This window comes from Clostridium septicum (genome assembly GCF_003606265.1).
Classification (GTDB): domain Bacteria; phylum Bacillota; class Clostridia; order Clostridiales; family Clostridiaceae; genus Clostridium; species Clostridium septicum.
Genome location: NZ_CP023671.1, coordinates 2,988,060 through 3,011,243 on the forward strand (window position 1 = coordinate 2,988,060; position 23,184 = coordinate 3,011,243).

The 23,184-nt window shown below is 25.6% G+C and carries 24 protein-coding genes and 3 pseudogenes; 14 read left to right on the plus strand and 13 right to left on the minus strand.

Annotated features, from left to right (window positions below; all coding sequences use genetic code 11):
• Nucleotides 1-345 precede the first annotated feature (345 nt).
• Nucleotides 346-2,535 (plus strand): type IA DNA topoisomerase, encoded by a 2,190-nt coding sequence (locus CP523_RS13795; RefSeq protein WP_066677150.1) that lies wholly within the window; start codon nt 346-348, stop codon nt 2,533-2,535.
• 94 nt (nt 2,536-2,629) lie between these two features.
• Here the strand turns inward: CP523_RS13795 and CP523_RS13800 are convergent, their stop codons facing one another.
• Together CP523_RS13800 and CP523_RS13805 are read right to left on the minus strand one after the other, a co-directional pair.
• On the minus strand, nt 2,630-3,334 hold the full coding sequence (locus CP523_RS13800; RefSeq protein WP_066677149.1) for an LrgB family protein: 705 nt from the start codon (nt 3,332-3,334) through the stop codon (nt 2,630-2,632).
• Nucleotides 3,334-3,708 carry a CidA/LrgA family protein gene (locus CP523_RS13805; protein WP_066677144.1) on the minus strand — a complete coding sequence of 125 codons (375 nt, stop codon included), beginning with the start codon at nt 3,706-3,708 and terminating at the stop codon, nt 3,334-3,336. Before CP523_RS13805 ends, CP523_RS13800 begins: the two co-directional genes overlap by 1 nt.
• A 138-nt stretch (nt 3,709-3,846) precedes the next feature.
• On the opposite strand from CP523_RS13805, the gene CP523_RS13810 reads away from it, so the two are divergent.
• The 3 genes from CP523_RS13810 (at nt 3,847) to CP523_RS16430 (ending at nt 5,828) form a co-directional block, all read left to right on the plus strand.
• Nucleotides 3,847-4,800 carry an acyltransferase family protein gene (locus tag CP523_RS13810; RefSeq protein ID WP_066677142.1) on the plus strand — a complete coding sequence of 318 codons (954 nt, stop codon included), beginning with the start codon at nt 3,847-3,849 and terminating at the stop codon, nt 4,798-4,800.
• A 184-nt stretch (nt 4,801-4,984) separates the two neighbouring features.
• Nucleotides 4,985-5,242 carry a substrate-binding domain-containing protein gene (locus CP523_RS13815; protein ID WP_066677140.1) on the plus strand — a complete coding sequence of 86 codons (258 nt, stop codon included), beginning with the start codon at nt 4,985-4,987 and terminating at the stop codon, nt 5,240-5,242.
• A 124-nt stretch (nt 5,243-5,366) separates the two neighbouring features.
• Nucleotides 5,367-5,828: a hypothetical protein gene (locus CP523_RS16430; RefSeq protein WP_227909518.1), complete on the plus strand. Its 462-nt coding sequence runs from the start codon at nt 5,367-5,369 to the stop codon at nt 5,826-5,828.
• Between the two features lie 367 nt (nt 5,829-6,195).
• Here the strand turns inward: CP523_RS16430 and CP523_RS13825 are convergent, their stop codons facing one another.
• The 7 genes from CP523_RS13825 to CP523_RS13855 form a co-directional block, all read right to left on the minus strand.
• The gene (locus CP523_RS13825) at nt 6,196-7,791 is read right to left on the minus strand and encodes a recombinase family protein (RefSeq protein WP_227909517.1); all 1,596 of its coding nucleotides are present in this window, start codon (nt 7,789-7,791) and stop codon (nt 6,196-6,198) included.
• 193 nt (nt 7,792-7,984) lie between these two features.
• Nucleotides 7,985-8,242, minus strand: coding sequence for an ImmA/IrrE family metallo-endopeptidase (locus tag CP523_RS16645; protein WP_120141068.1), 258 nt, complete (start codon nt 8,240-8,242; stop codon nt 7,985-7,987).
• A 308-nt stretch (nt 8,243-8,550) separates the two neighbouring features.
• Nucleotides 8,551-9,171, minus strand: coding sequence for a hypothetical protein (locus CP523_RS13835; RefSeq protein WP_066677136.1), 621 nt, complete (start codon nt 9,169-9,171; stop codon nt 8,551-8,553).
• Nucleotides 9,168-9,617 carry a hypothetical protein gene (locus CP523_RS13840; protein WP_066677134.1) on the minus strand — a complete coding sequence of 150 codons (450 nt, stop codon included), beginning with the start codon at nt 9,615-9,617 and terminating at the stop codon, nt 9,168-9,170. The genes CP523_RS13835 and CP523_RS13840 overlap by 4 nt, the downstream gene beginning before the upstream one ends.
• 9 nt (nt 9,618-9,626) lie before the next feature.
• The gene (locus CP523_RS13845; protein ID WP_066677133.1) at nt 9,627-10,547 is read right to left on the minus strand and encodes an exonuclease domain-containing protein; all 921 of its coding nucleotides are present in this window, start codon (nt 10,545-10,547) and stop codon (nt 9,627-9,629) included.
• 28 nt (nt 10,548-10,575) lie between these two features.
• Nucleotides 10,576-11,490, minus strand: a complete 915-nt coding sequence (locus CP523_RS16240; RefSeq protein WP_066677131.1) for a DUF4236 domain-containing protein — start codon at nt 11,488-11,490, stop codon at nt 10,576-10,578.
• A gap of 116 nt (nt 11,491-11,606) precedes the next feature.
• The gene (locus CP523_RS13855; protein WP_066677129.1) at nt 11,607-11,981 is read right to left on the minus strand and encodes a helix-turn-helix domain-containing protein; all 375 of its coding nucleotides are present in this window, start codon (nt 11,979-11,981) and stop codon (nt 11,607-11,609) included.
• Nucleotides 11,982-12,216: 235 nt separating this feature from the next.
• Between CP523_RS13855 and CP523_RS16055 the strand changes: the two genes are divergently transcribed.
• From CP523_RS16055 to CP523_RS13880, 7 genes and pseudogenes are all read left to right on the plus strand, one after another.
• Entirely contained in the window at nt 12,217-12,390 is a 174-nt protein-coding gene (locus CP523_RS16055) for a hypothetical protein (RefSeq protein WP_162925996.1), read from the plus strand.
• Between the two features lie 64 nt (nt 12,391-12,454).
• Complete coding sequence (locus tag CP523_RS13860) at nt 12,455-12,646, plus strand: hypothetical protein (protein WP_066677127.1); 192 nt, start codon at nt 12,455-12,457, stop codon at nt 12,644-12,646.
• 358 nt (nt 12,647-13,004) lie between these two features.
• On the plus strand, nt 13,005-13,181 hold the full coding sequence (locus CP523_RS16245; protein ID WP_176712687.1) for a hypothetical protein: 177 nt from the start codon (nt 13,005-13,007) through the stop codon (nt 13,179-13,181).
• A gap of 203 nt (nt 13,182-13,384) precedes the next feature.
• Nucleotides 13,385-13,519, plus strand: coding sequence for a hypothetical protein (locus CP523_RS16540; protein WP_265586009.1), 135 nt, complete (start codon nt 13,385-13,387; stop codon nt 13,517-13,519).
• A 178-nt stretch (nt 13,520-13,697) separates the two neighbouring features.
• Nucleotides 13,698-14,033, plus strand: a pseudogene (locus CP523_RS13870) (hypothetical protein); the annotation flags it as partial.
• Between the two features lie 173 nt (nt 14,034-14,206).
• Nucleotides 14,207-14,437, plus strand: a pseudogene (locus CP523_RS13875) (BhlA/UviB family holin-like peptide).
• Between the two features lie 356 nt (nt 14,438-14,793).
• Complete coding sequence (locus CP523_RS13880) at nt 14,794-15,771, plus strand: N-acetylmuramoyl-L-alanine amidase (protein ID WP_083089517.1); 978 nt, start codon at nt 14,794-14,796, stop codon at nt 15,769-15,771.
• A 472-nt stretch (nt 15,772-16,243) separates the two neighbouring features.
• Here CP523_RS13880 and CP523_RS13885 read toward each other — a convergent pair whose 3' ends face one another.
• The gene (locus tag CP523_RS13885; RefSeq protein WP_120141069.1) at nt 16,244-17,872 is read right to left on the minus strand and encodes an IS1182 family transposase; all 1,629 of its coding nucleotides are present in this window, start codon (nt 17,870-17,872) and stop codon (nt 16,244-16,246) included.
• Nucleotides 17,873-18,392: 520 nt separating this feature from the next.
• Nucleotides 18,393-19,411: pseudogene (locus CP523_RS13890) on the minus strand (IS6 family transposase).
• A 123-nt stretch (nt 19,412-19,534) separates the two neighbouring features.
• On the opposite strand from CP523_RS13890, the gene CP523_RS16060 reads away from it, so the two are divergent.
• Nucleotides 19,535-19,693, plus strand: coding sequence for a hypothetical protein (locus tag CP523_RS16060; RefSeq protein WP_162925997.1), 159 nt, complete (start codon nt 19,535-19,537; stop codon nt 19,691-19,693).
• Nucleotides 19,694-19,819: 126 nt separating this feature from the next.
• On the opposite strand, the gene CP523_RS13895 is transcribed toward CP523_RS16060, so the two are convergent.
• On the minus strand, nt 19,820-20,071 hold the full coding sequence (locus tag CP523_RS13895; RefSeq protein ID WP_120140964.1) for a spore coat protein: 252 nt from the start codon (nt 20,069-20,071) through the stop codon (nt 19,820-19,822).
• A 12-nt stretch (nt 20,072-20,083) separates the two neighbouring features.
• Nucleotides 20,084-20,269, minus strand: a complete 186-nt coding sequence (locus CP523_RS13900) for a hypothetical protein (RefSeq protein ID WP_120140391.1) — start codon at nt 20,267-20,269, stop codon at nt 20,084-20,086.
• Between the two features lie 185 nt (nt 20,270-20,454).
• On the opposite strand from CP523_RS13900, the gene CP523_RS13905 reads away from it, so the two are divergent.
• Nucleotides 20,455-21,126: a manganese catalase family protein gene (locus CP523_RS13905; protein WP_120140965.1), complete on the plus strand. Its 672-nt coding sequence runs from the start codon at nt 20,455-20,457 to the stop codon at nt 21,124-21,126.
• A 434-nt stretch (nt 21,127-21,560) separates the two neighbouring features.
• Nucleotides 21,561-23,171: an SIR2 family NAD-dependent protein deacylase gene (locus CP523_RS13910; RefSeq protein ID WP_120140966.1), complete on the plus strand. Its 1,611-nt coding sequence runs from the start codon at nt 21,561-21,563 to the stop codon at nt 23,169-23,171.
• Nucleotides 23,172-23,184 lie beyond the last annotated feature (13 nt).

The window sequence follows — 23,184 nt, forward strand, 5'->3', positions numbered from 1 at the left end:
CTTAAAAGGCTTATTTTACTTAGAAGAGAAGATATACTTACTTAATAAAATGAGTAAGCATATCTTTTTTGTTATTTTTATTGTTATACGTACTTAATATACTTGTAAAGAATTATAATAATATCATTAGAGAGAATAATCCAGAGATAGTTGAGAAGTATGAATGATATTTAAAGCAGAAAAGAGTACATATAGAGTTGTTTAAGCAGGATATTCCATTAGACTATAATTGAAGGTTATAATTAAAAAAGATTAATGATTTGAATTTAAATGATAAATCAGCTAGAATAATAGAGCTAGAAAAATTTAAGTAAAGAGTACTTATTAGAAAAGTGGGAGATTAGAATGAAGAAGGTAATAATTGCGGAAAAGCCATCTGTTGCTAAAAATATTGCTGATGCATTGAAAATAAAAAAAAGAAAAGATGGGTATTTTGATGGAGATGAATACTTAATTACATGGGCATTTGGTCATCTTTTACAATTATTTGATGCGAAAGATTATGACGAAAATATGATTGGATGGAGAATGGAAAAATTCCCATTTATACCTAGTGATTTTAAATACAAAATCAAATGTGATAGTTATAATAGAAATATTATAGATAAAGGAGCAGAAAAGCAAATAAATATTATTAAAGGTTTAATAGATAGAGACGATGTTGATGGAATAATATCAGCCACAGATTTCGATAGAGAAGGGCAGGTTATTTCAGATGAGTTATTTATTCATTTCAATGTACAGAAGCCTATATATAGAATATTACTAAATGAGTGGACTGAAGATGAAGTTAAAAAAGGAATAAAAAATTTAAAACTTAATTCAGAAATGAAACCACTACAAGATGCAGGTATTGGAAGACAGCTAGCAGACTGGGTAATTGGAATTAACTTAACTTCAGTTGCAACTTTACGATATGGAGGAACTGGAAAAGATAGAAAATTAATTAATATAGGAAGAGTACTTTTACCTACATTAAAAATAATTTATGATAGAGATAAAGAAATAGAAAATTTCAAAGCTAGTTCTTATTATAAGTTATCCACTACTTATAAAGCAAAGGATAATACTGAGTTTGAGGCACTTTATTATGAAGATTCTAGTGAGAAGTTTGAGAAAAAAGAATATTTAGATGAACTTAGTAGAATATTAGTTGATAAAAGTGGTATTGTTGTTGATAAAGAAATAGAGAAGAAAAGAGAATACCCCCAACCACTATTTAATTTATCTAACTTGCAAGGATATATAACAAGCAAATATAAGGGATGGACCTCAGATAAGGTGTTAAAAGTTGCTCAAAGTCTTTATGAAAAGAAGTTTATTACATATCCTAGAACAGCTAGTGTTGTACTAGAAGAAAGTTTAGAAGAAAAAGCAAAGAAAGTCTTAGAAAACTTAAAAAAAGGATTACCCTATGAGGATGAAATTAAGTTTATAAAATCAAAAAGAGTTTTTGATAATTCTAAAGTAGAAAGCCATAGTGCTATTACTCCAACATATGTGATACCAAAGGGGTTAAGCACAGATGAACAAAATGTATATAATGCTATTAAGAATAGATTTATTATGCAATTTATGCCTGTAGCTGAATTTGAAGAGACTAAAATAACTATAAAAGTAAATGATGAAAAAGTTCCAGGAGAATTTATTGCAAAAGGTAAAGTCGAAATTATTAAAGGTTGGAGAGTTGTTGAAAAAATAGATACCAAAGATACAATTTTACCATTAGTGCAGAAAGATGAAAATCTTGATGTTACAGAAAATAAGGTTAATAAAGTAACAAAGAAACCCCCTAAGCATCATACAGAAAAAACGCTTTTAAGGGTTATGGAGACTTGTGGAAAAAGTTTCAAAAGTGATAAAGATGAAAATTCAGATGATGAAACTAACACAGATGAAATGATGAATGCAATATTAAGTGGGTTTAGTATAGGAACTCCTGCAACTAGAGCTGAAACTATTAAGAAACTTAAAGATATTGGATATATTAAAACAAAAGGTAAGAGTTTAATTACAACTGACCTTGGTAGAACTATAGTTGAAATATTTCCTGCAAAAGAACTTTTAGATTTAGAGTACACAGGAAGATTAGAAAAGACATTATCAGATATAGAAAAAGGTAAACATAAAAAAGAAGATTTTTTGAATCTTATATATAATTTTACTACACAATCAGTAGATAAGATAAAAAATGATGATTCACTTTTACATAAATTTAAAGTTGAATTACCAGAGGGAAAAGAAGTTATTGGTAAATGTCCTATATGTGGGAATGCTGTAGTAGAAAGTGAAAAAAGCTTTGGATGTACTAATTGGAAAAATGGATGTAGATATACAATCTGGAAGGATGATAAATATATAGCTTCATTTGGAAAAGTAGTATCTAAAGAAATGGTAAAGATATTACTTAAAAATGGTAAAGTAGGATTTAGAAATCTTAAAAGTAAAAAGGGAAATACTTTCAGTGCATATTTTAAATATGAAAGAAATGAAGAGACAGGTTATTTTAACTGGAATATGGAGTTTATAGATTAAAGAAAAGCTTTGGCAATGAAAATATTGCTAAAGCTTTTTATACTTAACTAATAAATAATAAAGAGCTGTTTATTCTAAAATAAACAGCTCTTTATTAAGATAAAAAAAGTGTAATTAATTTAAAACAAATTGGGGCTAAAAATACAGTCATTATTCCAGCAATACCTATAGAAAGTGAACTCATAGCTCCTTGTGTTTCACCAAGTTCTAATGCTTTTGTTGTACCAACAGCATGAGAGGCAGTTCCTATTGCAATTCCTATTGCTAATTCATTTTTAATTTTAAAAAGTTTGCAAAGAGTTGGTCCAGCAACAGCACCTATGATACCAGATAATATTATAGCAAGAACAGTCACGGGAACTAGTCCACCTAATTGATTTGTTATTTCTATACCAATTGGTGTAGTAACAGATTTTGCTAATAATGATTTAGTAAGTACATTTTCTATTCCAAAAGAAATACATAAAGCAATTACTGAAAAAATACCTACTAAACAACCTACAAAAATTCCGATTATAATTGGAACAAAATTTTCTTTCAATAAATGGAATTGCTTATATAGAGGTACAGCTAAAACTACTGTAGCAGGTCCAAGAAACATGTTAATAAACTGACCACCATTATTGTAAGAATTAAAGTCTATATTAAATATAACTAGAACAGCTATAATTATAGCAATAGCTATTAATAAAGGATTAAATATAGGCATTTTTGTTTTTTTATAAATAAGTAATCCTATTTCAAATGATAATAATGATAATACTATACCAAATAGTATGTTGCTTGTTAAAATATTCATTAGTTTTTTTCACTTCCATTCTTTTTTATATTCAATTTGTTACTAACGAATTGAACAACTAATCCTGTAACTACAATTACTATTGTTGTAGCAATTATACAAACTAGAACTATTTGTATAAGACTAGATTTTATACTATCAAAAGAAGTTAATAGTCCAACACCTGCAGGAATAAAGAAAAATGCTAAATGATCAAGAAAAAAATTAGAAACAGTTTCTACATTTTCAACTTTTATTACTTTAGTGCATAAAAGTAAAAGCAATAAAAGCATCCCTATTATATTTCCAGGTACTGGTAAATTAAGACCTTTTGAAATTAATTCTCCTAATAAGTAAATTCCAAGAATTATAATTGATTGTCTAAATAATTTCATATAAACCCTCCTTAGTAAAGTCCCACTATTTAATTTAGCACTATTTTATTTATTAGTAAATGGCAGTAAATGCTTATTGAAACATGTTAACCTTTTCCTGTATAATTTAATTTGTAATTTTTTTTTAGGAGCACTAAAATGGGAAAAACAGTAAGAAAATATTATTTTGATAACCTAAAAGGTTTCTTAATAATATGTGTAATTATAGGAAATTCTTTAGAACTTGCAAATCCTACTTCTGTAAATGTACATACATTTATTTTATTATTATATATATTTCATATGCCAATGTTTGCTTTTGTATCAGGATATTTTTCTAAGATAAGTAAAAGATCTACTAAGGAGAGAGTTATAGATACAACTAAGTTATATTTGTCTGCACAAATTTTTTATACTTTTTTTAACTTTTTAATATTAAAAAAAAGTAGTGTTAGATTAGAACTATTAATGCCACAGTGGACATTATGGTATTTATTATCTATGATATTTTGGTATATAATATCTGATTATATATTAGATTATAAAAAGTGGCTAATGGGATCAGTTTGTTTATCTTTAATAATAGGATTAGATGGTAGTATAGGAACTATAGCAAGTGTTTCAAGAACAGTATTTTTTCTTCCGTTTTTTATAATAGGGAGAACTTTTAAAGAAGATTACATTGAAAAATTAAAAAAACATAAAAGTAAGTTTGTAATATTAACTATAGTTGTTCTAATATCATTAATTAAATTAAGTGATGAAACACCAATAGAATTGCTATTTGAATATACAAATTATACTTGGTATTTTGAAAAACCATGGTTTCCTATGTTTATAAGAGTATTTCATTATATATCTTCAATTATAATAGGTGGATTTATATTGACTGTTATTCCAATTAAAATTACTAACATAACAATACTAGGTGAAAATTCATTGATAATGTATATATCACATTCAGGAATAGTTCAGTTGTTATTAGATTTTGATATAATTAAGTATAATTCTCTATTTTCTATTGTAATATCTACAATAATAGTGATTTTAACAGTTATAATATTTACTTTAATTATAGTAAATGTAAGATTAATAAAAAGAAAAGTATCATGAAAATAGAAAAGAGCTATGTAAATAAGAAATAAATTTTATACGGATTATAGAAGATATTATTTTTTATTTAATATCTTCTTCTTTTTTTGTAATAAAAAATTTAAAATTTTAACAAATTAATACATAAATTCATATTATAAAACATAATAGAAATTTTACTTCAAAAAAGTGATTGGAGGAATTTGTGAAAAGTAAATTAATTAAACTAGCAACTGTAACTGCACTAGTTGGCTTAATTGGAATGAGTATTTTTGGATGTAATAAGAAAGACAAAGCAGATACAACTACAAAAGTTAAATTAAATGAAGTAGTAAGATCTGTTTTTTATGCACCTATGTATGTTGCAATAAATGAAGGTTTTTTTGAAGATGAAAGGTTAGAAATTGATTTAACAACAGGTCAAGGGGCAGATACAACACATTCTTATACACAATATATTTAGAGAATGAACATTATTTAGTATAATTATATCTAAATAAAGGGGATTTTTTTTAAAATTAATAATATTTTTTGGATATATGTTATAATTTACTTGGTTAATAAAAAATATGGGGAGTACTTAAATAATGGCATCTGTAACACAAAGAATAAAGCAGGTTAAACAACCTAGAGGAGGGTATATAAAACCAAAAGAATTCAGCATTATTGATTTAGATGATGGGATTGAGCTAGATAGCAATGAGAATATTCATAGTTCAATTGTTGGCTTAACTGTAGATTATATGACTAGACATATAATAGGGACGCCAAAAGAGAATGCATTTAAAATTTCATTATTAGGAGCTTCTATAATTAATGATGTAAATAATGCTTATAATTTATTAAATGATATTTCGAGAATAGATGATAAATCAATATCAAATGCATGTAAATTAGCTGGCTATGATGTTTGTTATAGGGCAGGAGAACAATTTTATAAACCTGTTAAGGATATAAATCCAGATATAAATACTATTTCTAATATAAAAGTTATGGTTAATAGAAGTATAAACTTTACAAATAAATATGGGCCAATAACTAAAGATTGATTTACTTTTGAAGGAGGATATAGTAAATTTGTAACAGTTGGGGATGGAGATTTTTTAACAGAAGATACTTTATGGGATTTTAAAGTATCTAATAAAGGACCAACTAGTGCACATACTCTTCAATTATTAATCTACTATTTATTAGGCATTCACTCAATACATGAAGAGTTTAAGTCAATTAAAAAATTAGGAATATTCAATCCAAGATTAAATAAAATATATCTATTGGAAATAAGTGAAATTCCAAGTGATATTATAGAACAAGTATTAACTGAAGTTATTGGATATTAAATTGTTTAGAAAACATATAAATATAGAATAGAACAATAGCTATTAAATAATCATAATAGATATTGTTCTATTCAAATCACAGCCTTAACTTAAATTTAATTTGTTTTGTTTGGGAGTTATAAGTAAAGTATTCAACTAAATTTTTTATCATGCTTCTTTTAACTTCAATATCATCTATAAAATCAATAGTCTTTTTAAACAAGTTTAAGTTTTCTATCAATGCTTTTTTATTTTCTTTTTCATCTTCAACAACAAATGATTTTATACTTAAATCATTTATATTTTTTTCTATAGTTTCATTTTCTGTTTTTAAGTTTTTAATCTCATTTTGAATAGTGTTTAATATGTCCATATCATCTAATAATGCTAATTTTTTTATAAGGCCTGAAATAATCTTATTATTTTCATTTAATGTTTTATTTAGCATTGTTTTTTTTCGTTCTATGCTTGAAGCATTTTCAATAGTAGAATTATTTTTATAGTTTTCTATAGTTTTTACATCAAGATTTTTTAATAAATCAATAATAAAACTTTCAGCTTTATCTGCATTTAGCATTTTACATATACATCTATTAGAAGCTCTATTTTTTAATTCACATCTATAGTATCTTTCATATTTTCCATTTGGATTATTTCTGCTCCAAGAACACATAGAAGAGTTACAATGTGTACATCTTAATAATCCTGATAATAAAAATTTACTTCCAGTTCCAGTTCGATTGTTAGGCTTTTTCCTAATATCATCTAATATATTTTGACATTGTATCCATTGAGTTGATGGTATAACGCCTATATGGGCTCCTGTTGATATTATCCATTCATTTATAGGATTATCCTTCTTACCATTTTTACGTTTGTTATAAGCCATAATACCGCAATTAGAATTGGGATTACCTTCAATAGTAGCACCTAAATTTTTAAAATAATCTAAAGCTTTTTTATCAGCAGTACAATAAACAGGATTAGTTAATATTTGAAGGACAGTATTTCTACTAAAGTCACCACCATTTTTTCCTTTTATTCCATTGCTACAAAGATATCTAGCAATAGGACTACAGCTTTTTTTCTTAATATATAGATTAAATATAAGTTTAACTATATTCATTTCATTATCAACTACTTGAAGTTTGTACATTTTCTTTTTATGGCCATTACTTTCATAATTAACAGAAGTAGATTTAAAACCAAGAGGGCAAGTACCACCAAGCCATCTACCCGTTTTAGATAACTCTAGCATATTATCTCTTATTCTTTCAGCGATAGTTTCCCTTTCCATTTGAGCAAATGTAGCAGAAATATTAATCATGGCTCTACCCATAACTGAAGTGGTATCAAATTGTTCTGTTATTGATATAAAGTTTACGTTATTTTCCTCTAAAATTTTAAGAGTAGAAGTGAAATCAGCTACATTTCTAGAAATTCTATCAAGCTTATAGCAAATAAGATAGTTAAATCTTTTTTTCTTTATGTCTCTAATTAATTTTTGAAATTCTGGTCTATTAGTATTTCCACCACTAAAACCTTCATCTTGATAAACTGAAAATTCAATATAAATATCTAATTGAAGATTAGAAAAATATTTTTTACATAGATCTATTTGATTATTAATAGATTCACCTTTTTCTGATAATCTTGATTTTCTTACATATATTGCTGCTCTAATTTTAATCACCTCTTTTGTATATACTATGAATCACTTTAATATATTATTTTGAAATAATAAATTGATTTAGAATAAAGAATAAGGGTTCGTAACGAACACCTTAATTGATTCGGAGTACACCAAAATAAGGTTCAAAATAAATAATATAATTATCAAGTTCTAAATGAGTACCATATTTAGCTTTCATTGTTTCTATACACTCTTATAAAAATTCCTCAGTTATATCAAGATATCTAGCTAATTCAAACATACTTGTAATACAACTATTAAAGGCATCTAGTAAGCTAAAAACACTAATTAATTTATTATGTCCCCATCGTCGTGCTAATTTTTCTTGTTTTAAAGAATTAGTAGATTTTTTTATTATATTACTATAATTTTTGAAGTGATGACCTAATTCTTCAGCTAAAATACATTTCTTTTCTGTATTTGTATGAATATTGCTATCAATAATAATGATATTATCACAATAATAGCCTTTTCCTTACCCCTTTAAAGAAAATTCAACTATATCAATGTCATTCTCTAATGCTTCAGTTAAAAGTTCTTCATAAGTCATATTTATTTCCTTATATAGTTAATATAGGATAACAATAACATAAAACTATGTTTTTTGAAAACATACGTTCTAAAATTATCTTATTAATGAAAAGCAAAAGATATAATTATGTATAAAAAAGTACCGACTAAGATTAAATATTCTTAGTTGGTACCATGTATTATAGTATATTAAAATAATTAATATACTATAATTTTCATATAGATCTTTTAATATATAGTATATCTTTTAGATTTAGAATTATATATTGTGTTACAAACAACATTTCCAGATTTGTATTTTATTGTACATTGCAGTACTGTAATTGTATTAATATTCTCTATTGAAGGAATAGGTGTTGAAAATGTAGAGGAAACACTCTTTTTATAAGTTATTTTACTATTATTTAAAGTAATTGTTTGATTAGAATTAGAAAGATGAATATCAAGAGTAATAGCGATTATATTATAATCAGAGTTATTATTGAAATAACATTCTAAATAGGTACTATCATATTTTTTTAACATTTTATAATTAAATTGTAAGTCATTTATTTTTATATCACTTTCTTGCATATCTTTTAAATACATTGGAGATATTTTAAGGATATTTTCGCCTATTTTTATTATTGCAGTATCATAGACTATATCAATGCATTTATTATTTGTAAACTTTTCTATATATCCTATAACATCACATTCAATAGAAGTATCAGTATAGGTACCCCTATATATTAATTTTTTTATATCTTTTGCAGATTCAGTCAAAATAGACCATTGTTTTAATTTTGAAATTTTTTCTTTGTTACTTTTAAATTTTATAATTTCATCAAATTCATTTATATCAATCATTTATTTAACTCCTCAATATTTAGGTTATAAGTATAATTATTTTTTAAATAAGATTGAATAGAATCAATAGTACTAAATGATAAATTTTTCTTATCTATAACTAGATTATATTGCTCCGAATATTCAGATTTTCTTATTTTAAAAGTTTTAGTGACAATTTTATTATCTTTAGTTTTATATTTAAAAGTGTTTTTTAGTAAAAGTTTATAAAGATACTTATTGATTAACTTATCATCCTTTAAAACTAGAAATAAAGAATTATCTTTTATTCTAGAAAAGTCTAAGTCTTCATAATCATAGATACCATTAGAGAAAAAACATTGCATATTTCTATAATAATAATCTTCTAATCGCTCTTGTGATAAAAACCCAATTATATGAACCTTATCATTTTTAATTTTCAATATTCCACTATTTAATTCTTCTATACGTTCTTGCAATAACATAAAATCCTCCTATATTAAATTTAGAAATTCATTTTCATCTATAATTTCCAAATCTTGTCCTAACTTTATTAAATCTTCAGCTTTTTTTAGTTTAGAGCTTTTTTCACCATCTGAAAATCTAGTATAATCTTGAATTCCAATAACTAGATAGTTAGTTTTTTTAGTAACAGTATTGCAAAAAAATGCACCCTTATTAACTGCACATTGAGCAGCATCTTTTCTTGACATAGAAGTTAGTGCTCCTGTAAAAGAAATTCCTTTATTATATAAAACATGATTAGTATCGAAATTTTCATTTTCAGGAAGTATATCCTTAGGTTTTATATATTGTCTTATCGAATAAGAAGAATGTTTAACTTCACAAGGAGTATATGAATTAGGATATACTAAACCAGGTTTGATTTTTAAAGTTTCATGTAAATCATCAAACTCATTAATTGAATTTACTAATAATATTCTTTCAAAGATTTTGGCTGTAGCTATAGCATCCTCACAAGCTTTATGATGTATAAATTGAATATTTAACATATTCGCTAGTGTATCTAATTTATAATTAATTAGACTTGGCCATGTCTTCTTAGAAAGAATTCTAGTACATGAATATTTAAAAGAAGGATATTCTAAATTATATTTATCTAGCGTATGGCGTAATACACTTATATCAAAAGATGCATTATGAGCTATAATAATATTATTTTCTAATATTTCTTTAATTTTAGGCCAAAGTTCAGGAAACGTTGGCTTATCTTTAACCATATCTTCAGTTATTCCATGTATATAAATATTAAAATTATCAAACTTTTCTTCAGGATTAATAAGATAATCCCATGAATTAATTATTTTTCCGCTAATAACTTCTACAATACCTAAAGCACATGAACTAGTTCTCTTGGAATTAGCAGTTTCAAAGTCAATTACAAAATATCTCATAAAAACATTTCTCCTTTTAAACAAAATATTAACGACACTTTTTACATGGTGTATATCCTAGATTTAATGCATCATCTTTAGACATTGGTGTTGCACCATTCATTTTGCTACAGTTAGGATTTGAATGATATTTCTTTCCTTTACCTGATGAAGCTATGTATACAGTTTGTCCTACGCCTTGATTAGTTTGTGGTACTGCTGTTGATGTTTGTGTTTGAGCAGCGCCAGATTGTTCTTCATAAGCTCTTTGATTTTCAGCCTCTTCAGCAGCTGCTTTTTCTTGAGCAATTCTTTGTTTTTCGGCTTCTTCAGCGGCAGCCTTCTCCTCAGCAACTTTTTTCTTTTCGGCCTCTTCAGCAGCAATTTTTTCTTTTTCTGCTTTTTCTTTTTCTGCTTTTTCTTGAGCAACTTTTTTCTTTTCAGCCTCTTCTTTATGAACTCTTTCTTTTTCAGTTGTTTCCTTATCGATTTTCTCTTGTTTATTTTTTGTTTCTTGAGCTACTAAATTATTTTGAGTAGCAGTATTAGAATGTGGTATAAATAAAATCATTGCATAAAGAGCAAATATTATAGAAAGAGCAACTCTAGGTTTTTTATTATATTTTTTTGAAGTCCATAATAAAACTATACCTACTGGTGGAAGAAATATTAACATTAACCAAATAAACCATGATTTCTTATGAAAAGGAATCTTAGGTTTATTATCATTGTTATTATTAGAAAAATTAATTTCATCAGTTTTTGAATTAGTTGAAGAATTTTTCTTATTTCCACTAACATCGACATAACTTAAACCAGTTCCAGGAATACTTAAAGTAGTTTGTTTTTTTTCATCAGCTCTCTTAGTAAATCGAATACCTTTGGTACCTACACTCCATCCTATACCTGATTTTGATACATTAACCCTAAAAGGGCCAAAACTTTTAGATTTTCTAAATCCCATAAATTATACCTCCTAAATAAAAAAATATATATAAATTACACAATATGAATATATATTATATTATGTAAAATAGTTACATATAAAAACAAAAAATAATAGTGTTCGTGAAGAACACCTTATTTTTTCTTCTTTTTTTTAGCTAAAACAAAATTAATGAAGTTCTCAATATCTTCAAGATCATCTTCAGTAAATTTTTCTCCTTTGAAGTGAGCAGCAATAGTATTAATACCACTTTCTTCAACAAGTTTATTTATTTTATCTTCTGTTGTAATTTCTTCGTAATTTCTTATATTTGTTTTTCCAAGGAGATAATCGACTGAAACCTCGAAAAAATCTGCTATTTTTTGAAGGGTAGGTGTTTCGGGAATTTGTTTTCCATTCTCGTACTTAGATACAGAAGTTTGACCTAAATATAATATAGTTGCTAATTCAGATTGAGTTAAATTTTTTTTAGTTCTTTCTTCTTTAAGTCTATCTGCAAAAGTTGTCATAAATCCACCTCCTATATAAATATTATAACGAATATGATTTTAAATCTATAAATATGACCAAAAGGAATAAAAATACATAAGAACTATTAATAATATGATTTGAAATAATAATAAATGAGGTTAAAATGAAAAAATTAAATTAAAAGAAATAAGGAAGGAATATAAATTAAATAAGTGTAAAGTGAATAATTTAAATTATATATAAAGTCTAGTTAAATGAAAGGAAGTATTTTATATGAAATATTTATTAGAAAGGGTTGAAGAAGTTTTTAAAGGAACAGAATTAAGAGTTACAAAAAGTAAGCTAAATGAAAATGGTAATTTAAAGGTTTGGATTGAAAATATTAAAAGTGAAGAAATATTTTGGCTATATTTTAGAGAAGAAAATGGAGAGATAGTTAGCTGTTAAGAATAGTAACATTAAAAATCCTTAGAAATATACTGTAATATAAATAAGTTTTAGGAGTGAGAATATGGCTTGTATTAAAGAGTTTAAAAGTGATAAATGTGATTTAACAGCTATATGCTTGAATTATCCAGATACAGAAGAGGAGTTCCAAACACTAAGTAATGTTTTTTACAAGTCCATGATAGAAGGGCTAGAAAGGCAATTTGGCACTAATTGGGGAACAGAAGTTATGAAAAAGGTTAAATCTAAAAATTAAACATATAAGAAAAGAACAGAGCTTGGGTGCTCTGCTAAAGGTGAGTATGATAATTATTTAATACTAGTATCCATTTATTATCTCATTTAGACATGAGACAATAAATGGATACTAGATAAATTATAATATTACATAACTGTATTAATGTTAAAGAATGAAAGGAAGTATAAAAATAGCTAAAAAAGTTACTAAGGCAGCATAAAATATTTATTGTAAAGCAAGACTTACAGCAGCTAAGTTTAATTCAAGTTTTGCAAGTAGACAAAGTGCAAGTTAGGTATTAGGTGTTAGTAAAGACTCATTAACACAATATGAACTTGAGCTTTGTAAGGTTGTTCCAGTGGACAAGGTGGTTATTATGGCGGATGTGTATAATGCTCCAGAGATTTTAAATAATTATTGCTGTAATGAATGTCCTATAGGAAGAAAAATAATTCAACCTATAGAGCAAGAAAATATTTATAATCTTTATAGATTTGCAGTTTTAACATCTAATGATCTTGCAAAAAGTAAGGGATTCAAACAACTTTATTAAAAATAGTTGAGGATGAAATTATAGATGAAAGTGAATATGATGATTTAGATAGGATAGTAGGATTTTTTACTAGATTAGAAAAAAGAGATGCTGAACTTAGAGTATTAGCAGAAAAATATTGGATAAAATATGAAGCAGTTATAAATGAGATTCCAATATTAAAGTTAAAGAAAAAAGATAGCCTATATAGAAAGTTAAAGAAAATGGCTAATATAGGGGTTCTTAAACATAGAACTATAAGAAATAATGGTACATTTTCTTACTTTGCAGTAGGAGAAAAATATAAGTTTTTAATTAGTGAAAATACTATCGGAAATAAATCCGTAACAAATAATTGATCTATTATATATCTATCTATTTTATAATAACACCACTTGGGGAAATACAAATAAAGTAGCATTATGGATAAGAGAGCGAACAGATGGTAGATATGGTCAAGAGATTGAGTTATTTACAGATTTAAAGTGCAATTGATATAACGTTTATAGAGCCAATGAAGTAAACTCTGATTTAAGATTAAAACATAATATAACATATTTAAATGATGAAATTATGTTAACATCCACAGATATGTATAACTTTATTAAAGATGAGTTAAAGCCTACAACCTTTTATATCAATCCACAAAAAGGAAGCAATATACAAGGGAGAGCAAAGATAGGATTTATAGCACACGATATACAAAATACAAAAATAGGACAATATTTAATAGGATATGATCCTGATGGATATCTTTGTTATGACGTAGGAAGTAGAATAGGAGTAGTTGAGAATGCATTGAAAGTTGCAATTAATAAGATAGAAGCTTTAGAAAGGGAAATAGAAAATCTAAAAGACAAGGGAGTTGTTTAACTTAAAGATAAAAAAATACTAGGTGGAAGTAGGATATAGCAGTATGTGTTAATAATAATCCACCTAGTATTTAGTTAACTACTATAAAAAGATAATAAGTTATGGACAAGATATATGTCAATTAGAACTTACAATTGTAGGTTCCTTTTATTTTATATAAAAGTAGGTGTGAAATGGAAAATGAGTTAATAAAAATTATAATAATCCAAGGAACATGGGCTTTACTATTTGTATGGCTTCTTATAGATACTAGAAGAGAAAGTAAAACAAGAGAGGAAAGGATTTAAGGGATAATTAACAAGAATCAAGACGTTATTTCAGAGTTAGCAGAAAAATTTGATGTAGTAGAAAATATGAAGGAAGATGTTACAGAAATAAAGATTAAATTAGATAAGGTGGAATAATACATGAATAAATTCGTAAATAAGGTAACGAGTCTCGTAGAAGTAAAAAAATTAGAGCGTTATTAGTTATAACAGTATTTTGTATTTTAAGTGCTAGAGAGGTTGTAAGTACAGAACAATTTACAACTGTTGAGATAATGATTGTATCATTTTATTTTGGACAATCAACTGTAAAAGGAACAGTAAAGTCAGCTAAAAAAGATCAAGAGTAAATTACTATAAAAAGTTAAAAATTTAGTTTACAGAGCAGGAGTAATCCTGCTTTTTATATTGTAGAAATTAACAAGAAAAATAGTAATTAAGAACAATAATAATATTAAGTTAATATAATAAATTAAAAGGAAAGGTGATGTAAAATGAAAATAGCTGTAAGAGGTGGACATAACTTTTTAGCAAAAGGAGCAAGTGTTCTAATAGATGAAACTGTAGAGGATAGGAAAGTAAAAGATTTTGTTATTGAAGGACTGAGAGGTTTAGGACACGAGGTATTAGATGTAACGCCACCAGATATGGATAGTGATAGTGACTTAGTTTATGGAGTTAGCAAGGCAAATGATTGGAATGCTGACATATTTATTTCTATTCATTTTAATAAAGCTTACGATAGTTATAATGGTAAAATAGGTACCGAAACATGGGTATATAGTAAAAATGATAATTATAATGATGAGGAATATGCCCAAAAAATAGTTAATTCTATAGGGAACTTAGGATTTAAAAATAGGGGAGTAAAAGAAAAGAAAGACTTGTATGAGTTAAAAGCAACTAAAATGCCTAGCATTATAGTAGAAGTATGTTTTGTAGAAGCTACAGAAGATGTTGCTTTATATAGAAAATTAGGCCAAAATAAAATAGCGGAAGCTATAGTATTAGGTATTACTGGTAAAAATATTGAACAACCAGTACAATTAGCTATTGGTATGAGAGTAGCATTAGATGAACCAAATCACATTACCATAGATAGTAATAAGTTAAAAGTTAGAGGTTGGGCTTTAAATCATACAAAACTAGAAATATTGATAGATAATGTTAGTTATGGAACAGTAGAAACAGGTCAAAAGAGGGAAGATGTTTATAAAGCATATCCGCAGTATAATAACCATTTCTCAGGATATGAAAAAACATTAGAATTTACGGAGTTAGAAAAAGGTCAGCATAAATGTACAGTAAGAGCTACAGATAATAATAAAATTATAGAAGTTACAAAAACTTTTACAGCATCTAAAAGTATATCGAATGATAATAAAGTTTTAAAAAAAGATAATGAAATACTAAGAAAAGAAAACAAAGAATTAAAAGAAAAGATGTCAAAGATTAAAAATATAGTAGAGTAGTAAAAAAGCTAGTAAACACTGCACCACTTACTAGCTTTTCTAATATAATTAAAATAATTATATTAGTATTATTAACCAAATTTATATTTTTATTCATATTACAAGTTAAATATTATAGAAATTAATTTTTAATGTTATTTGCATAATAAATTTATGAACAGAAAAATCCTAGTAAATAAATAGTTTACTAGGATTTTAAATAATACAAAGGGTAAATTATTTATATGGTTGAAAAAGAAAATAAATTAATATATTCCGTAAAAGAACGTAAGATACAGTAATAGTATATCATCTATTAAACGACTTTATACATAAAAAAGGGGCTGTCGCATAGCGGGTAAAAAAATCCGCTAGCGATAGCTCCTTTTCTATATTTTTATAAAATTTATTACACATTTTATAATATAAATAAACTCTATTTAAAAATAGACACACTTTAATAAAGCTAATAAAAAAGACTTGAAAAATTTAACTATGAAGCTTCTTTTAGCTCAAATAAATGCTTACCAGTTCGGTTAGATTGTATTTTGTTATGTAATTTATTAACATTATGAGCCATAGCAATTAGGATGCTTTCTGCTAAAACATTCTTTTGACCACGACACATAAATCTTCTGAAATTCATATCATGTTTTACTTGTGCAAAAGAGCCTTCTGCTTGAATACTTCTATTTATTCTAAGTAAGATGCCTTCATCAGTAATAATTCTTTCTAAATCTTCTTTTCTTTGACGATTAAACTTTTTTGAAGTTTCAAATTTCTTAGTTCTTTCCCCCAATGGAATTTTAGAATTATTTCCTTTAATACATTTACTCTTAAAGCTACAATTACTACAGTCCTCACATGAATAAATTGTTTTTTCACTTTCATATCCTGTTTTAGATTTCTTGAACTTTATACCATTGAATTTTAGAGTCTTACCATTCTGGCAAATAAATAAATCATTCTCAGCGTCATAATCCATATTTTCTATTCTGCCAATATCATTCTTATACTTTCTTGTTTTTGATATTTCATAATTAGAAGGTTTAATAAATGCTATTTGATTATTATCCTCAATAAATGAGTAATTCTCTTCACTTTCATAGCCAGCATCAGCAACTATTTTTGAATATTTAAAATTTAGATGCCATTCCATACTTTTTAAAAAGGGTATTAATGTAGTAATATCTGTTGGCTGTGGTCCCACAGTAAGCCACGAAATATATTCTGCATCAACACCGTGTTGTACATTATAAGCAGGTTTAAGTTGACCATTTTTTATAGCATTTTCTTTCATTCTCATAAAAGTAGCGTCATTATCTGTTTTTGAATAACTATTTCTTTCTCCGCAGGTGTATACTTTTTGGTTATATTCTTTGAATTTTGAAAGATACTCTTCAAGCTTCTCTATAGATTTTTGAAGTGGTGATTTTCTTTTACCACATCCGTGAACGAATTCAATAGTTTCAATTTTCTTTAATTCATAAAGCCTTTTCTTTAGCTTTTTTACGTGCCTCATTTGAACTTTATTTTTATAAATCAATTTAATACCATAAAGTTCTTCGCATTCTTTTACAAGGTCGGCTATTTTTGTTAATAATTTAGCCATGTTTTTTGTCACAGCTTTTTTCCAAACGAATGTATATTTATTTGCATAAGCTTCTATTTTAGTACCATCAATAAATATTAATCTGCCTGATATTTCTCCAATCTCATAAAGAAAATTAGACATTTCAGCCAATATCTTTTCAGCACATGGAGCAAAATGTAAACTTCTAAATCTTGCAAATGTTGAGTGATCCGGAGCGGATGCCCCTTCGAGTAAAAACATAAAATTTATATCTTTAAGACATGCTGTTTCTATATCTCGTGAAGAATAGAAACCATTCATATATCCATAAAGCACAATCTTTAACATGTTCGTTGGCGATACTTGATTTTCTCTTATTTTAGAATAAGTAGAATATAGGTCAGTTAAATCCATCTCCTCTACAAACTGACTTAGTAATCTCACCGAATCATTTTCTGGAATTATGCAATCTATATCAAAAGGAAGTTTTAATTGATAAAACTTTCGATTTACAGTATAATTTTGTTGTAAAATATTTTTTAGTTGCATAAAAAACATTTTATCATAAATCCTAAACTATTGAGTTTGGGATTTATTTTTTTTGCATCAAAAAGGAGCTGTGCACTATTATTTAGTGCGACAGCCCCTTTAAAAGATATTTTGTAAATATGCATTATAACAATGACTTATTTGAGAGTTTAACTAATGAGAAAATAAAAAATATTTACAGTTAGTAGTATTAACTAAATTTATATTTTTATTCATATTATAGAAATTTAGTTTAAATTAAGAAGTTAATATTTTATTGAATTTAAATTATATTTTTATTTAAGATATTAAAATACTTTTAATAGATTTAGCAATACTATTGAGAATATAACACAATCATTATAAAATTAAATAGAGTTTATAATTAAGAATCTGTTAAGTTGATATGAAAAAATAGCTTGATTTTTCATAGAATTACTTGCTCTTTGAAAATTATATAAGTTTGAATGTTTTATTGTATGGCAAATAAGCCTACAATAGCATTGATTTTTTGCAGGTTAATCAAAGGTATTAAATTTAATTAAGATGCTGAAAACCAAGAGTTTTTAGCAAAGATATCGCTGGCGAAGCCGGCAACTTCTGCTGGAGTACAGTTATTTAATGATCCATGTGGTCTAATAAAGTTATAGTGAAAGATAAATATATAAGGTTATTAGCTTTCTGAAAAGAGTTGAATCCTTTCTTGCTTTTATACCAGGCTTTAAATGTTTTATTAAATGATTCAATTAAATTATTATTTGTATCACTAGACATTGGAGCTACAGGAATATGAGTTGTATTGGGCAATAGCGTAGCCACGGCTTCATTATATGAAGGTAATCTATCAGTTATAAAATTAGCTGGTTCACCAAATTTTTTAGCTTCATTTACCAATGTGTATGCTGAATCAGAACTTCTAGATTTAGTTAAATGAAATGCTAAAATAAATCTAGTTTCTGAATCAATAGCTAACCAAAGGTAGTATCTTTCACCATTAATAAATATTACTGTTTCATCAGCGTGCCAATCGTCAGATTGTAAGTTTAAACTAGCTTTAAATTTATCAGCTTTCTGTTTAAAGAAAGGTGCAAATTTATTAGTCCAACTTGCTATAGTAACATGGGATACCTTAATACCAGCGTTAATCATCAAGAATTGAGAAATGGCTCTTGTTGATGAATTATTTAAAAAATATAGTGTTAATGCAGTTAGTATTACATGTAGCGGAAAACGCATTCCTTTCATTGAAAGGGAACCACTAACTAATTCACTAGAAGCTGTATCAATATTGGTGGTGTGATGTTTTACTATTATGTGATTACACTTCTTGTTATTGCACTTATAGCGATTGTAATGTTTATATGCATGATGTAAGTAAGTTCCCTTACCGCATCTAGGACATTTAGGATTATTTAGTTTAGGACGTCCGTCACCGTCGACTAGGACGAATTGACGCTTACACTGCTTACATTGATACTTTTGTTTAGCCTGCTTATTCATACCAAACTTATATATTTTATCAGAATTACAGCGTGGGCATTTTATATTAGTTTTGCTCATTGTTCTTCTCTCCTTTTCGAAGGGGGTATTATTTAGTTTTGCAAACCTATTGTATTTCCTTGGGTTGAGAAGAGCAATGTTCATATAACTTAACAGATCGATAATTAATTATTGGAGGTATGTATGAATAAGAAATTAGATGCCTTATATTTTAAAGAAAATGAGTTAGAAGACATGAGTTTAGAAGCAAAAAATATTGAGAGGAGCTTAATTAAATATAAAACATTCATTTTAAAAAATAATATATTAATCTTCAAAGAAAAATTAAATATAAAAAAATAAAAATATTACATAATTAAAATTCAGAATAAATAGAATAGTTAAAAAGCAGAATATTTTTATTCTGCTTTTTATAATTATTATTAATAAAATATATTAGAATTTTACTCTTCTTTTATTTTTTTTATTTTATTGAGCACTTGTTACTTCAGATTTAACAGTATTTATATCATTTTGATTAGCTGGTTGTGCAGGTTTATAATATCCTTTTTCTTTTGCTGTTTGATATACTTTACATTGGCGAATTTCATCTTCATTTCTCATTTGCTGTATAGTTTGACGTAATTCTTGATTATCGGTTTGAGCTATTATGCTAGCATATCCTGTTAAGCTACTATTAATCATACTTAGGTAATCGTTCATTATATCTTTTTCTTTCATTTTTAAATCCTCCTATTTTAAGAATGTAATTAACTTATCTTTACTAGTTCTTGCTGCATTAGCATCTTGTTGAAGCATATTACATATTGCAGGATCTGTACATTGTTTTGCAAAATCATCTAATTTATTTGCAATTGTACCATGAGCTCCTATTAGATGTCTTAAATTTTGCAATTCTAATTGTGTTAAATTTGACATTTTAATCACTCCTTATAGTGTATTTCGATATTATTATGTTTATTGTTAATAAATAATATGCATAGATAATAAAAAGTCTAAATTAACAATTTATTAAAATAAATTATTTTATTGTTAATATGAATAACTAAAACTATTTGAGGAAAATATAAAATAGAAAATTTAAAAATTATGGAGGTAATTGTATGTTTAAACATGAAAAACAATTATTAAGAGATGTAATGGTTGAAAAACCAAATCCTCAATATGCAGTTTTAATGCAAGAGCAACTTGGTGGAGGAAATGGGGAATTAAAAGCAGCAATGCAATATATGGCACAAAGTTTTAGAATAAAGGATAAAGAAATAAAAGACTTATTTTTAGATATTGCAGCGGAAGAGCTAAGTCATATGGAAATGGTTGCACAAACAATAAATTTATTAAATGGTCATGATGTAGACAATTGTAAAGTTACTAGTGGAGAGATTCAAACACATGTACAATGTGGATTATCTCCAGTATTAATAAATTCATCAGGTGCTCCATGGACAGCAGATTATGTAACTGTTACAGGAGATTTAGTAGCAGATTTGCTTTCTAACATAGCATCAGAACAAAGAGCAAAAGTAGTATATGAATACTTATATAGACAAATTGATGATAAATATGTAAAAGAAACTATAGATTTCTTACTAAACAGAGAAGAGGCACATAATGCTTTATTTAGAGAAGCATTAAATAAAGTACAAAATACAGGTTCAAATAAGGATTTTGGAGTTACAGAAGATTCAAAACTTTATTTTGATTTATCATCACCAGGTGTAGATCATAAAAATCCTAATCCAACCCCTCCGTCATTTGAAAATCCTTCAAGATAAATTTAGGGTTTAAGCAAAAAACCTAGCAAGCATAATATTTAATAGCTTACTAGGTTTTTAATAGTTTTTTTAATAATAATAAGAGTAATAAAGAGACATATTTTATTAAAAATTTAATAAAATATTATATATAGTAGTATTACCTAAAAGTTTATTTTTATTCAATTTAGAATATTTACTATAGTTTATAGAAACTGTAGTAAATTAAGAAAGTTTTTTATAAGTTTTAGAAATTACATAATAAATATTTATTACTAGTTTAACATTATTGAAGTATTAGTGATATTATTATAAAATCTAAGTTAAATAATATATTTTTAGTGTTATATTATAGATAAAAATTTTATTATATTTTGATAAAATTTTAGATAGTTATATATTTTTATATGCAAATAATATTATTATGTAGTTATTATAAAAAGGAATGGTAAACTATGAATCAAAATGTAGAGAAAAAATTAGAAAAACTTGTATCTAATTTTAATAAATTACCATATTTATTTATAGGTCCAGGATTATCTATGAGATATTCTGATGTCCCTTTAGAAAGTAGTTTATTGAAAAATATATGGTTACGTATAAATAATTATGATGAGGATGGTTATGAAAAATACATTAAAGAAGTTGAAAATAATGTTAAGAACTTAAATAACAATCAAAATCAATATTATTTAAATCAGAAATTAGCAACTAGAATTCAGCAGAATTTTAACGATAATTTTTATAACAATAATAATTTTAAGGAAGTAGTGTTTACAAAAGATGAATTACATGAAATTTTAGATAATGGTTATGATCCATTTAAATTTTATATGGCAGAGCAAATTAAAAACTTTCATATTCTTAGTTATAAAAATGAATGTAAAGAAATATCGTACATAAAAAGAAATAATAATAAAATAGCAGGAATAATTACTACTAATTATGATAATATACTTGAACAATTGTTTAAAGATTTTAATGTAATAAGTGGACAAGATGATATTTTAATATCAAATGTAAATAATATATTTAATATTTTTAAAATATATGGAAGTGTTGAATATCCAAATTCAATAGTAATAACAGAAAATGATTATGATAATTTTAAGAGCCAATTTAAATACCTATCAGCAAAATTTCTTAATATATTTATAGAACATCCAATAATATTTATAGGATATGAATTTGAAGATTTAAATATAAAATGTATTCTTAAAGAGATTTTTAAGTTTTTAGATATAAATAAAATAGAAAAAGTTAAAAATAATTTTATATTTATAAAAATTGATTCAAAAGAAAAAAGTAAAATTGAGAATAAGAAATTTAAATTTGAAGATAAAGAAATTACTTTAAAACAGATTATAATAAATGATTTTTATTTATTTTTACAATCATTATCTAATATTAAAAGACCAGGTTCTGTAAAGCTAATTAAAGAAATGCAAAATATGATTAATAATTTTATTACTACAACAGATAATGATAATAATGTTATTATAGGTAATATTATTAAAACTGATATAACAAAAGAAAAATTAGGAATGTTTTTTGGTAAACTAGATATTGTTTCTAATGTAGGATTTAATTATTACAGTATTACAGATATTATTGAAGATATTATATTAGATAATAAACCAAGGTTAATAAATAAGAAGTTAATTACAAGAACTTTTAAAAATATAAGGAGTTCTGCTGGGAAAACATATTTACCAGTATATAAATATATAAATAAACTAAATATTAATGTCGAAGATTTACCAGAAGATTGGAAATTTATTAAATCAATGGATGATATTATACTTACTAGTAATGAAATAATTTATACTAAAGAACGAAAAACATATAAGTGTATTAAAGATATTGAGCGAGATTATGGTGAACACATACCAAAACAATTATCCTACATAATTTATAGTGTAACTAAGGGGAATATAGAAGTAGAGGACCTAAGAGCATATTTAAAAGAAAGAATTATAGATGATGAATTTATGAAATACTATAGTACTCAAATAAAAAAATTAGCAGCAATGTATGATTATATGAAATATTCTTCTAGAATTTAATAAAAATAGATGT

What these genes read in the sequence shown, in the direction of transcription:
- CP523_RS13835 (WP_066677136.1), bottom strand. Translation starts at nt 9,171, where the DNA reads ATGATTGATATAAATGAATTTGATGAAATTATAAAATTTAAAAGTAAC.
- CP523_RS16240 (WP_066677131.1), bottom strand. Translation starts at nt 11,490, where the DNA reads ATGGGATTTAGAAAATCTAAAAGTTTTGGCCCTTTTAGGGTTAATGTA.
- CP523_RS13910 (WP_120140966.1), top strand. Translation starts at nt 21,561, where the DNA reads ATGAATCAAAATGTAGAGAAAAAATTAGAAAAACTTGTATCTAATTTT.
- CP523_RS13795 (WP_066677150.1), top strand. Translation starts at nt 346, where the DNA reads ATGAAGAAGGTAATAATTGCGGAAAAGCCATCTGTTGCTAAAAATATT.
- CP523_RS13810 (WP_066677142.1), top strand. Translation starts at nt 3,847, where the DNA reads ATGGGAAAAACAGTAAGAAAATATTATTTTGATAACCTAAAAGGTTTC.
- CP523_RS13880 (WP_083089517.1), top strand. Translation starts at nt 14,794, where the DNA reads ATGAAAATAGCTGTAAGAGGTGGACATAACTTTTTAGCAAAAGGAGCA.
- CP523_RS13860 (WP_066677127.1), top strand. Translation starts at nt 12,455, where the DNA reads ATGGCTTGTATTAAAGAGTTTAAAAGTGATAAATGTGATTTAACAGCT.
- CP523_RS16060 (WP_162925997.1), top strand. Translation starts at nt 19,535, where the DNA reads ATGAATAAGAAATTAGATGCCTTATATTTTAAAGAAAATGAGTTAGAA.
- CP523_RS13900 (WP_120140391.1), bottom strand. Translation starts at nt 20,269, where the DNA reads ATGTCAAATTTAACACAATTAGAATTGCAAAATTTAAGACATCTAATA.
- CP523_RS16055 (WP_162925996.1), top strand. Translation starts at nt 12,217, where the DNA reads ATGAAATATTTATTAGAAAGGGTTGAAGAAGTTTTTAAAGGAACAGAA.
- CP523_RS13905 (WP_120140965.1), top strand. Translation starts at nt 20,455, where the DNA reads ATGTTTAAACATGAAAAACAATTATTAAGAGATGTAATGGTTGAAAAA.
- CP523_RS13885 (WP_120141069.1), bottom strand. Translation starts at nt 17,872, where the DNA reads ATGCAACTAAAAAATATTTTACAACAAAATTATACTGTAAATCGAAAG.
- CP523_RS13840 (WP_066677134.1), bottom strand. Translation starts at nt 9,617, where the DNA reads ATGTTATTGCAAGAACGTATAGAAGAATTAAATAGTGGAATATTGAAA.
- CP523_RS13895 (WP_120140964.1), bottom strand. Translation starts at nt 20,071, where the DNA reads ATGAAAGAAAAAGATATAATGAACGATTACCTAAGTATGATTAATAGT.
- CP523_RS16430 (WP_227909518.1), top strand. Translation starts at nt 5,367, where the DNA reads ATGGCATCTGTAACACAAAGAATAAAGCAGGTTAAACAACCTAGAGGA.
- CP523_RS13800 (WP_066677149.1), bottom strand. Translation starts at nt 3,334, where the DNA reads ATGAATATTTTAACAAGCAACATACTATTTGGTATAGTATTATCATTA.
- CP523_RS16540 (WP_265586009.1), top strand. Translation starts at nt 13,385, where the DNA reads ATGGCTAATATAGGGGTTCTTAAACATAGAACTATAAGAAATAATGGT.
- CP523_RS13805 (WP_066677144.1), bottom strand. Translation starts at nt 3,708, where the DNA reads ATGAAATTATTTAGACAATCAATTATAATTCTTGGAATTTACTTATTA.
- CP523_RS16245 (WP_176712687.1), top strand. Translation starts at nt 13,005, where the DNA reads ATGGCGGATGTGTATAATGCTCCAGAGATTTTAAATAATTATTGCTGT.
- CP523_RS13845 (WP_066677133.1), bottom strand. Translation starts at nt 10,547, where the DNA reads ATGAGATATTTTGTAATTGACTTTGAAACTGCTAATTCCAAGAGAACT.
- CP523_RS13855 (WP_066677129.1), bottom strand. Translation starts at nt 11,981, where the DNA reads ATGACAACTTTTGCAGATAGACTTAAAGAAGAAAGAACTAAAAAAAAT.